Genomic DNA, 8,626 nt, shown 5'->3' on the forward strand with positions numbered 1-8,626 from the left:
AATATAATTAAAAGAAAAATATAGAGATATTGTTATCGGCTTAGACCGGTTATAGTAGTAAAAAAAGACTGGAAAGTTAATATTTGCATAAAATTCAATATACAGTTATTATAGAGAGAAAAATTAGTGTTGCAATACTTTTCTAGAAGTTCTTTTGGGGGGGTATTGTTAACTAAAAGCAGATCAATTAATAAATTAACGTCATTGCGAGACAAATTACAAAGTAATTTGTACGTACGCAATCTCAGGAGTTTTATTATTTCATGAGATTGCCACGTAGCCTATGGCTGCTCGCAAGGCATTGTTGCGTGAAGCAATTTCACCTCTTTCATGCCGTGGCTTGACCACGGGGTGACACAGTGGGTTTTACCGGTCCACGCAACAATACCTCCTCGCAATAACGACTTAGGTATCTATGCAAAATGCTTTCGCAAGAATGACATCGAGAGCTTTTTAAGAGCTATGCGGGAATAACAACGCCTCAGCCCTTACACCTCTTCAGATTGCTCTAATCCCTCTTCCTCTAACTCACTATCTTCTTCACTTTCAGCAGTTTCAGCAATTAAAGAGACAGACACGACTTTTTCACCATCATCTAGCTTAAATAGGATTACGCCGCTAGTGTTACGTCCCGTAATACGTACTGACTCAAGTTTACAGCGAATTAACTTACCGCTATTGGTAATCAGCATTAACTCATCATCCATTTTAACCGGCATAACACCGACGACTAAACCAGTTTTGTCGTTAATATCCATATTGATTATACCGCTACCGCCACGGTCAGTAATTCTATAGCCATAAGCTGAGCTTCTCTTACCAAAACCGTTCTCAGTTACGGTTAAAATGAATTCTTCGGAATTTGCCATTTCTACAATAGCCGGGGCAGTTAAGCTTACACCAAGTTCTTCAGGATTAAACGCCTCACCTTTAGCAATCTCTAATCTCTGCTCCCACGGCACGGATAAATAAGCATCTCTATCCTCTTTTGTACTACTAATACCTTTAAGCACAGTCATAGAAATTACGGAATCCTCTTTGGCAAGCTTCATACCTCGTACCCCATCAGAAGTACGGCTCTTAATAACACGCAGCGATTCAACAGGGAATCTTAAAGCTTTACCGGCTTTGGTAGCAAGTAAAATATGCTCGTCTTCTTTACATGGTTTTACGTCTATTAATTTATCGTCCTCATCAAGCCTAATAGCAATTTTACCGTTCGACTGAAGCTTTTTGAAATCTAATAAATCGCTTCTTCTGATATTACCCTTGGCAGTTGCGAACATAATGTTTAAATTATCCCTCTCATCCTGATTTTCAGGTAGCGGCATAATATTCGTAATATGCTCATTTGCTTTCAGCGGTAATATATTAACCATCGGTCTACCCTTACCCTGCGGATTACTTAAAGGCAGTTTATACAGTTTTAAACTATAAACCTGACCGATATTTGAGAAGAACAACATAGGAGTATGGGTACTACCGACAAAAACTTGCGTGGTAATATCTTCATCACGCATTGAAAGCCCTGATCTTCCTTTACCGCCACGTTTTTGCGCACGATAGCTACTTAGAGGTACACGCTTGATATACCCGCCAAGCGTTACGGTTACAACCATTTCTTCACGCTGAATTAAATCTTCTATATCTTGATCAAATGCGCCGAATTCAATTGAAGTAAGACGAGGAGTCGCAAATTCTTCTTTAACTTTAATGAGCTCTTCCTTTAAAATTTCAAGTAACCTTGTACGAGAGCCAAGTATATTAAGATATTCGGTGATTTCCGTAGTGAGGTTCTTTAAATCCTCTTCAAGCTTGTTCTTCTCCATAGCGGTCAGGCGTTGCAATCTCATTTCTAAGATTGCCTTAGCTTGCACTTCGGTAAAGTTACATTTACCCTGCTCGTTTAACATTGCTTTATCATCAACCAACTTTACAAGAGGTAGGATATTTAATGCTTCCCACTGACGAGCCATTAATTCTTGTTTAGCTGCATTCGGGTCATTTGAAGCTTTAATAATACGTATTATTTCATCGATATTACTAACGGCAATAGTTAGTCCTAGTAAAATATGAGCTCTATCTCTTGCTTTATTGAGTAAATATATAGTACGGTTAGTAATTACTACTTCCCTAAAACTAACGAAAGCTGCAATTACTTCTTTCAAATTCATCACTTTCGGTAGCCCGTCTTTAAGAGCAAGCATAATAACACCGAAGCTAGTTTGTAGCTGCGTACATGCGTATATTTGATTTAAGACTACTTCAGCAACTACGTCTTTCTTTAACTCAATAAAAATCCTTACACCGTTTTTATTCGATTCATCACGTAAATCACTTATACCTTCTATACGCTTTTCCTTAACCGCTTCAGCGATTTTCTCAACGAGCCTTGCCTTATTTACCATATACGGTATTTCGGTAATAATAATTGCTTGACGGCTATTACCGATATTCTCAATCTCAGCTCGACCTCGTATAATGATACTACCTCTACCGGTAAGATATGCCGATCTAATACCGCTAATGCCTAAAATCATTGAACCTGTAGGAAAATCCGGTCCTTTAACAACTTCAAGTAAATCTAATATTGCTATATCGTTATTATCTATATATAAACAGCACGCATCGATAACCTCACCAAGATTATGAGGCGGGATATTAGTTGCCATACCGACCGCAATGCCTCCGCTACCGTTCACCAATAAATTGGGAAACATTGCAGGAAGTACGGAAGGCTCTTCTTCAGAACCATCGTAATTAGGGTTAAAGCTGACAGTCTCTTTATCGATATCCTCTACGAGCTTATACGACACTTTGGCCATTCGAGATTCGGTATATCTCATTGCTGCCGCCGCATCACCATCCATCGAACCGAAATTACCCTGCCCGTCTACAAGCGGTAAACGCAAGGAAAAATCTTGTGCCATACGTACTAACGCGTCGTAAATAGCACTATCGCCGTGCGGATGATATTTACCCATCACGTCACCGACTATTCTAGCGGATTTTCTATAAGGTTTACTAGCATGATTACCGGCTTCATGCATGGAATAGATAATTCGGCGATGTACCGGCTTTAAGCCGTCCCGAACATCCGGTATAGCTCTACTTACTATAACGCTCATAGCATAATCAAGATAAGATACTTTCATCTCATCTTCGATATTTACCGGTACTAAATTAGAAGAAGATTTATCAGTCACGATTACTTAGCCTTAAATTTAATGAATTATATTTAATAATAGAGACATAATAAATTTCTTTCAAGGATTGCTTGTATTTATAATCGTGGCATTGTTTCTAAGTTACCGATGTCATTGCTGCGGGGCATTGTTGCGCGGATGCCAATGTCATTCCTGCGAAAGCAGGAATCTAGTTTTTTAAGCAAATTATATACTAAATTTTTATGTAATTTTCTTTGTTTTATCATTTTTTACTGGATTCCCGCTTGCGTGAAAATGACATAAACGAGCCATACAACAAGGCCTTTAGTCGCTTACAATGACGACATCAACCGTTTCTATGCAATAACATAATCGTAAAAGTTAACAAACTTTATTATATATTAGAATTATTTTATACTTTCTAAATATAATGCACGCTGCTCTATTCTTGTTATCTCATCTACCGTTACCTGTTCTGCTAACCTTTGTTTAAACTTAGATCTTAGTTTTGCTAAATCTTTATTTTTCTTAGAGAACGGTAATATTTTAGATAATAATTTATTATTTTTGTTGAACATGTAGTTGCTCCCGTGATTACACTTAAATTGCTCAAGTTTTAACCACCGAAGATTTTAACTTCGGGTGGTTGGGACGTTCAAAGAACCGTTACAGAACAGTTATAATAGCTTTTAGGTTTAAAGCTTACACTTTAAACCTTGTACATAGCTACTATCCCCCGACCATGAAGTCGAGGATTATACCATTTATACGGCTGATAATACCGCTTAGGATAGAGGCTTTGAAAGCCCAGAATCACGTCACCGCTATTCTTGCAAGAGATTTTAGCCAATTTTTTGAAATATCAATTAGCTATCCATGTCATTCCTGCGTGGATCAGTTTTTTTGTCATTGCGAGCAAAATTACATAGTAATTTGACGCAGCAATCTTGAGAAGAATTCCTGAGATTGCCACGCTCACTAACGTTCGCTCGCAATGACGACTTGATATCCACGCAACAAAACCTCCGCGGGAATGACATCGAGCTGGTTTTACCAAACCACTTAACAAAGCTTGTAGTTGATATAATGATAAATTTTAAGAATGTTCCTCTTCTTGCTGTTTATACCAAAGTTCGGCATAATAGCCTTTGTGCTGTAGCAAGGTTTTATGGTTGCCCCGCTCAACTATATAACCGTTATCTAAAACGATAATCTCATCTGCATCGATAATAGTTGAGAGTCTATGGGCAATGATAAGGGTAGTATGGTGAGCCGAGCTCTCTTTAAGGCTTGTTTGAATTAGCTTTTCGGCTTTAGTATCAAGCGAACTTGTTGCCTCATCAAAAATATATATTGCTGGATTTTTTAAGATGGTTCTTGCAATTGCAATACGTTTTCTCACCGCCCGAAAGCTTTAAGTCTCTCTCGCCTACCTGCGTCTCATACCCTTCGGGTAACGTGCTAATAAACTCATGAATATGAGCATTTTTTGAGGCTGCTATAACTTCATCGTAGCTTGCTGCATTATTACCGTATGCGATGTTGTAATATATCGCGTACCGTTAAACAGTACCGTATCTTGCAGGACAATTCCAATAGATTTACGCAGCAATTGTTGTGTGACTTCTCTTATATCCTAACCATCAATAGTAATATTGCCGCTATTAATATAGTAAAACCTAAAAAGCAAGCGTGATATCGTCGATTTCCCTGCCCCGCTAATACCAACTACTGCTAAAGTTTTACCGCTCTTGATCGTAACACTTATATTAATCGGACGTTCCTGATTATAAGCAAAGCTAACATTATCGAAACTAACCGCACCTTTTAAGATAATTAGCTCCTTAGCGTTCAAAGCATCCTCTACTTCTACAGATATATCAAGCAGCTTAAACATATCTTCCATACTAACTAGAGCGTTTTTAATTTTTCTATAAGCAAAGCCAAGTATTGAAAGCAGAATTGATAGCTGAAATAGATAAGTATTAACCATTATTAAATCGCCGACGGTCATTTTATTTTGGTTAATAGCATTTGCTGAAAGTATCATAAGGCTAACAAGCCCTAAGGATATTATAACATCCTGCCCGATATTTAAAATCGATAGGCTGTTAGTAGTTTTAGTAGCTGATTTTCATAAGTTTGTAAAACCTCATTAAACTTTATCGCCTCATATTCTTCATTACCGAAATATTTAACGGTCTCAAAATTCAGTAAACTATCGATTGCTCTATTATTGGCGGTGTTATCGCTTTGGTTCATTTCCCTTGCAAAAGAAATACGCCAAGTACTGATTAGGCAAGTATAACCAACATAAACTATCATTGTTATTAAAATAGTTACGGCAAACCAAATACTGTAAACATACCATAACATCCCGCTTACTAATATAATTTCTACGCTTGTCGGAAAAATATTAAATAACGAATACCGCAGTACCGCTTCAATACCTTTAGTACCACGCTCTATTGACCTACTGAACCCCCCTGTTTTTCTAGTAATGTGAAAACGCATACTTAAAGCATGTACTTAAAGACATTTAGAGCAACTAAGCGAGTTGCTTGATGCCCTACTTTTGAAAAAAAGATATTTCGTAATTCACTGTTGAACAAGTATTTTTGTTCTGCCATATGTAACAATAATCCCGATAATAACCGAAAGAGCAAAGTTTTTATTTAGCCCACCTATTATATATTTATAAACAATAGGAACGAAAATATTTACTACTTTAGCTATGACTAGACAAATAAGAGAGGTCACAATACGCAGGCGTATACTTCGACCATAAATACGGCAGAAGTAGAGAAAATGAATTTTTGTGAGTTTTATTTTTGGACATTTTGAAGTTTTGGTAGTTTTCAGCATCATTGCAAGCGGGCATTGCTCGCATGGATACTAAATCGTCATTGCGAGCGACCGTAGGAAGCGTGGCAATCTCATAAAATGATAACAAACTCCTTAGATTGCTTCGTCAATTACTGCGTAATTTCCTTGCAATGACGTTTTTATTAATTACGCTCCGGCAGCAGGTGAAGTCGTCTTTGGCTGATTTTCTAACAACTTATCTAGCCTTCCCTCTTTTTCAAGATCAAACAGAGCATCACAACCGCCAACATGCATATTATCTATAAATATCTGCGGAACGGTCTTTTTTCCACCGGATTTCTTAATAAATTTTTCTTTCTCTTCCTGAGTAAAATTACTTATTTCAATTTCCTCATAAGCAACATTTTTCTTATCAAGCAATGCTTTAGCTTTTATACAATAAGGACAACTAGCGAGAGTATAAATAATAATTGTGTGTAATATAGCTTTATTCATAATATTATATTTTTTTGTTAGATTTTAATATATTATCTTAAACTATAGTTTTTAAAGCAAGTAAAAATGCATGAATAATTTTTCTATTATCTCAGAATATAAACCGGCAGGCGATCAACCAAAAGCAATAGATGAAATTATAGCAGGGTTAAATAGCAAAAAACGCTCACAAATGTTGCTTGGTATTACGGGATCAGGCAAAACCTTTACTATGGCAAATATTATAGAGAGAACTAATCGTCCTACTCTTATTATGGCTCATAATAAAACTTTAGCTGCCCAAATCTATTCAGAGATGAAATCGCTTTTTCCAAAGAATGCCGTTGAATACTTTGTCTCATATTATGATTATTACCAGCCCGAAGCTTATATAGCACGCACCGATACTTTTATAGAAAAAGACTCATCAATTAACGAACAAATTGATTTAATGCGTCATGCCGCTACAAGATCGCTATTAGAGCGTCGTGACGTTATAGTAGTTTCTTCCGTTTCCTGTATTTACGGCCTTGGCTCTCCCGATTTATATTACCAAATGATGGTTAATCTAGAGCCTGGTCAAAGCTACCCTCGTGATCAGCTACTAAACGATTTGATAAATCTACAATATGAGCGTAACGATATCGGATTTGAGCGTGGCTGTTTTAGAGTTAAAGGCGACAACATCGATCTTTTCCCCTCACATTACAGCGATAAAGCTTGGCGTTTATCGTTTTTCGGTAATGAACTCGAATATATCCATGAATTTGATCCCCTAACAGGTGAAACACTTGCTAAGCTCGATAAAGCTATGGTTTTTGGTAATTCACATTTTGTGATGCCTCAAGAAACGGTCAATAATGCCATATCAGGTATTGAAGAAGAATTACAAAAACACTTAGAGTTTTTAAAGTCACAAGACAAACCACTTGAAACTCAAAGGCTAAATCAACGTACTCAATATGATCTTGAAATGTTAACGGAAACCGGCAACTGTAAAGGCGTTGAAAACTACTCTCGCTTTTTCACAGGACGTAATGCCGGTGAGCCGCCTCCTACATTATTCGAATACCTACCAGAAGATGCATTATTATTTGTTGATGAAAGCCATGTATCCGTACCGCAAATTAGAGCGATGTATAACGGCGATCGAGCAAGGAAAAAAGTGTTGGTAGAGCATGGGTTTCGTCTACCCTCTGCACTTGATAACAGACCTTTAAAATTTGAAGAATGGGAAAAATTTAGACCACAAACTGTGTTTGTATCTGCAACTCCAGGACCGTTTGAGTTAGAAGAAACCGGCGGCACGGTTGTAGAATTGATTATCAGACCTACTGGACTGCTTGATCCTGAATGTATTATCAAACCCGCTACTAACCAAGTTGAGGATTTAATTAGCGAAATTCAAACCACTATCGCTCAAGGTTTTCGTGTTCTAGTCACCACCTTAACTAAAAAAATGGCAGAAGATTTAACCGCCTATTTGCAGGAGCTAAAATATAAAACTTCTTATTTACATTCTAACGTTCATACTCTAGAGCGTATAGAGATTTTACGAGATTTAAGACAAGGTACTATTGATGTTTTAGTCGGTATTAATCTATTAAGGGAGGGGCTTGACATCCCTGAATGCGGCTTAGTTGCTATACTTGATGCAGACAAAGAGGGATTTTTGCGGTCGGAAGTATCGTTAATACAAACAATAGGAAGAGCTGCAAGAAATAGCGCGGGTAGAGTTATACTTTATGCCGATAAAATGACTAAATCTATCGATAAAGCCGTTAGTGAAACGTTGCGTAGAAGACAAATTCAGCAGGAATATAATGAAAAACACGGCATAATTCCAAAAACCATCAACCGTGCTATTCACGCTTTAGCAGAATTTGAGACAATCAATAGTAAGCTTGATACAAAACAAGCTCATACTTTATTTGATAATCCTACTAAGCTAAAAACCCATATTGATAAATTAAAGAAAGAAATGCTTAAAGCCGCAAGTAATCTTGAATTTGAACAAGCCGTAAAACTTCGTGATCAGCTCAAAACTCTAGAAGAGGCGGCACTCGAGTTGAGTTAATGGTGTGCGTTGTGGATACCAAAATCGTCATCGTCATTGCGAGACAAAACTGTAAGTTTTGATGCAGCAATCTCAGGAGTGT

Annotated in this window: 4 protein-coding genes and 1 pseudogene; 1 reads left to right on the forward strand and 4 read right to left on the reverse strand. The window is 37.2% G+C overall.

Annotated elements, in window-relative coordinates:
- Positions 1-488: 488 nt before the first annotated feature.
- From gyrA to grxC, 4 genes and pseudogenes are all read right to left on the reverse strand, one after another.
- Entirely contained in the window at positions 489-3,206 is a 2,718-nt protein-coding gene (gene gyrA / locus TENJIKU01_RS05935) for a DNA topoisomerase (ATP-hydrolyzing) subunit A (RefSeq protein ID WP_064429573.1), read from the reverse strand.
- Positions 3,207-3,574: 368 nt separating this feature from the next.
- Positions 3,575-3,745 (reverse strand): hypothetical protein, encoded by a 171-nt coding sequence (locus TENJIKU01_RS09005; protein WP_172795055.1) that lies wholly within the window; start codon positions 3,743-3,745, stop codon positions 3,575-3,577.
- A gap of 518 nt (positions 3,746-4,263) precedes the next feature.
- Positions 4,264-6,006: pseudogene (locus TENJIKU01_RS05940) on the reverse strand (ABCB family ABC transporter ATP-binding protein/permease).
- 173 nt (positions 6,007-6,179) lie between these two features.
- Positions 6,180-6,488, reverse strand: coding sequence for a glutaredoxin 3 (gene grxC / locus TENJIKU01_RS05945; RefSeq protein WP_064429574.1), 309 nt, complete (start codon positions 6,486-6,488; stop codon positions 6,180-6,182).
- A 70-nt stretch (positions 6,489-6,558) separates the two neighbouring features.
- On the opposite strand from grxC, the gene uvrB reads away from it, so the two are divergent.
- Positions 6,559-8,544, forward strand: coding sequence for an excinuclease ABC subunit UvrB (gene uvrB / locus TENJIKU01_RS05950; protein WP_064429575.1), 1,986 nt, complete (start codon positions 6,559-6,561; stop codon positions 8,542-8,544).
- Positions 8,545-8,626 lie beyond the last annotated feature (82 nt).

It is taken from the genome of Rickettsia sp. Tenjiku01 (assembly GCF_001653015.1).
Classification (GTDB): Bacteria; Pseudomonadota; Alphaproteobacteria; order Rickettsiales; family Rickettsiaceae; genus Rickettsia; species Rickettsia rickettsii.

Bases quoted from the DNA above. Each gene is read 5' to 3' on its own strand.
- TENJIKU01_RS09005 (WP_172795055.1), bottom strand. From the start codon at position 3,745: ATGTTCAACAAAAATAATAAATTATTATCTAAAATATTACCGTTCTCT.
- grxC (WP_064429574.1), bottom strand. From the start codon at position 6,488: ATGAATAAAGCTATATTACACACAATTATTATTTATACTCTCGCTAGT.
- uvrB (WP_064429575.1), top strand. From the start codon at position 6,559: ATGAATAATTTTTCTATTATCTCAGAATATAAACCGGCAGGCGATCAA.